General features: G+C 54.0%; 3 protein-coding genes. 1 reads left to right on the forward strand and 2 read right to left on the reverse strand.

The annotated features are described in order from the left end of the window. A partial coding sequence (locus GX108_06455; GenBank protein NLO56676.1) for a homoserine dehydrogenase occupies positions 1-523 on the reverse strand: 523 nt, incomplete at its 3' end. An 18-nt stretch (positions 524-541) separates the two neighbouring features. Continuing rightward, complete coding sequence (locus GX108_06460) at positions 542-1,774, reverse strand: cysteine desulfurase-like protein (protein NLO56677.1); 1,233 nt, start codon at positions 1,772-1,774, stop codon at positions 542-544. A 174-nt stretch (positions 1,775-1,948) separates the two neighbouring features. Here GX108_06460 and GX108_06465 point away from each other — a divergent pair. Next, positions 1,949-2,448: HD domain-containing protein (locus GX108_06465; protein ID NLO56678.1), on the forward strand; the 500-nt coding region annotated here is incomplete at its 3' end.

Consider the following 2,448-nt stretch of genomic DNA (forward strand, 5'->3'; position numbering starts at 1 on the left):
GTATTCCGTCGACCGATTCCGCTACACAAACCTTAAGGCATGATCGGCAAAGGTTGAAAACCGGGGCGCCCTCCATGACAGTCGTCTCGAAGAGAAATTTTTTCCCGGCGAGGTTGGCCAGTTCCGACAGTTCCCTATATGCGAAAGCCACGGGACCCTTATTGGCGGAAAGCACGTGACAGCCTCTTTTCAAAGCTGTCTTGACGTGGGACACAGCCGGTTCATCTTTATTTCCTATCGAAAGGGTCGATAATTCCAGCATTACATCGCAATCAAGGTTGGATACCGCCTCCTCGGCGGTGATCCTGCAGAAGGGCCTGGCATTGTCGTTGAAACATCCGTGGGTTTCCATCTCCTCCAGGGCTCCCTCAAGGTCCACGCCGCTGGAGGAGACCAAGGCGCCGCTTTTCCTTGTGACTATTCCCACCGTGACGAGATCGTGAAGGGGCTTCAGTCCCGGAAATATCGACCTCTCCCTGGAGAGGATCGTGGCAATCTTTCTTCCCAACTTTACCGAAACCAACGAAAAGGGCCCTCATCTTCAATCCTCCCGAAGCGTTCCCTTGGCAATATCGTTGACGGCTTCCAGCAGCCTCTGGACTTCCTCGGCGGTGTTATAGAGCGACACTCCCACCCTAGTTACCCCGCCCTTTTCCAGGAGGCCGAGGACCTCTATGGGTCGCACTGCATAAAAGTGACCGTCCCAAGCACAGATACCCCGCTGGTCGAGCAGCCTGCAGACTTCAATTGGGTTCATGCCTTCCATGGTAAAGGAGACCGTCGGAGCCCTATTCCCTGAATCAAAGTCCGGGCCTATTACTTCAACTCCTTTGATCTCTCTTAAACCATGATATATCTCTTTTCCAAGGATGTGTTCGTACTCGCCGATCCTTTTCATGCCGGTTACTATCCTTGAGCGTAAATCATCGCCGACACCGAGGGTGGAAATATATTCCACCGCTGCCTTGACCCCGGCGATGGCAGCGTGGTTGAGCGTGCCGGTCTCAATCCGGTAGGGTGCGTGTTGCTCCTGGGTTCTCAGCCTGTGCACAGGAATCCGGTCCAGGAGTCCTTCGCCCGAGTAGAGAACTCCTATATGGGTCCCGTAGAACTTGTAGGAAGAACAGAGAAGAAAATCCACCCCGAGGGTCTGGACATCAACGGGAAAATGCGGGACATAATGGACGGCATCGACAAGGAGCCAGGCTCCCGCCTTGTGAGTCATTTCCCTGGCGAGAGCCACATTGTTGACGGTACCAAGGGCGTTTGACGAATAACCCATCGCGACAAGCCGCGTGTTCTCGTTGATCTTGGCGGCGAAATCATCGTAATCCAGCGTGCCGTCGGGAAGGAGAGCAACCTCCCTGACAACTACCCCTTCGTCCCTGAGTGAAAGCCAAGGTCCCCTGTTGGCTTCATGGTCGAGTTGAGTTATCAACACCTCATCGCCGGGTAAAAGGATCTTGCCTATTCCCCGGCTAAGGGAGAAGTTCAGGCTGGTCATATTGTGCCCGAAAGAGATATGCTTACCCCCGTCCGCGCCCAGGTAGGTGGCCACGGTTTCCCTCGTGTCCTCGATGATCTTGTCCGTCTCATTGGTGGTCACAAAAAAACCGTGGGTATTGGAGTTACAGGTATGGTAGTAAGATGTTACGGCATCTATAACCGACTGGGGGACCTGGGTGCCTCCGGGACCATCGAGAAAAGCCAGGGGGTAACCGTTATGGACCCTCAAGAGGGCGGGAAAATCCTTTCTCCGTTCTGGTATGTCCATGTACCTGGCATCGATCTTCATCGACAACGTACCTCCTTTAATAATTATCTTTGAAAAGGGAAATCGGAATGCCTCACTCAACCCTTTATAACGCATCCGTTCTCAAACGCAAATAACTGCCCTGAATGTATCGGGGGACACAGGGGCAAAAGGAATCACCGGGGAGGTTTTTTTATGAATGAACGAACGGGCAGGATCCTGGAATTTCTCATCACGATGGACAAGGCCAAGTCCGTCCTCAGGAAGGGTTACCTCGGAGATGCCAGCCGCCGGGAAAGCATTGCCGAACACATGTGGCACCTGGCACTTTGGGCAATGCTGCTCCGAGACGAGATCGGCTTCGAGGCTGACCTCCTGAGGACCCTGGAACTGGTCCTGACCCATGATCTCGTCGAGATTTACGCCGGTGACACCTACGCCTTCGACGAAGTCGGCGTGGCGGGCCAAAGGGAAAGGGAAGTAGTGGCGGCCGATAGGCTGTTTCCCTCTCTCCCCGACGATCTCGCCAGGAAATTCAGGAGTCTATGGGACGAATTCGAAGAGGGCAAAACCCCCGAATCCCGGTTTGCCCAGGCGCTGGACCACCTGCAGGGTTTCACCCAGAACTGCATCTCCAACGGAAAATCCTGGAAGGAAAACGGAATCTCCAGGGAGAGAACCTTTCTCAGAACAGA

Source organism: Thermovirga sp. (assembly GCA_012523215.1).
Lineage (GTDB): Bacteria > Synergistota > Synergistia > Synergistales > Thermovirgaceae > 58-81.